Annotated in this window: 1 pseudogene; it reads right to left on the bottom strand. The window is 73.8% G+C overall.

The features are described 5' to 3' along the window. Nucleotides 1–36 precede the first annotated feature (36 nt). Nucleotides 37–248, bottom strand: a pseudogene (locus tag KVT44_RS56525) (hypothetical protein); the annotation flags it as partial.

The following is a 248-nucleotide window of genomic DNA, read 5'->3' as shown; positions in this document are numbered from 1 at the left end:
CTCCGCGACCCCGCGGGCGGTCACCGGGACAAGCACCTAGACGAGCGCGAAGGGTGAGGGCAGACGCAAGGACGGCAGGTCGAGGAGGAGCGTCCCGTCGCCGTCGGCTCCGCCGAACAGGACGCGGTACAGCACCCGGACCACGCCGACCCCGGCCGCGACTGCGGCCGCGGCGCTCAGCGGTCCGGGTCGGAAGGTCACGGCGTCGGCGCCGCCGGTTCGCCGTCGAGCGACAAGAGAAGTTCGAG

This window comes from Streptomyces sp. GbtcB7, from assembly GCF_019091445.1.
GTDB classification, from domain to species: Bacteria; Actinomycetota; Actinomycetes; order Streptomycetales; family Streptomycetaceae; genus Streptomyces; species Streptomyces mirabilis.
The sequence above is the reverse complement of the archived record's forward strand: the minus strand, read 5'-3'. Positions and strand labels throughout refer to the sequence as shown.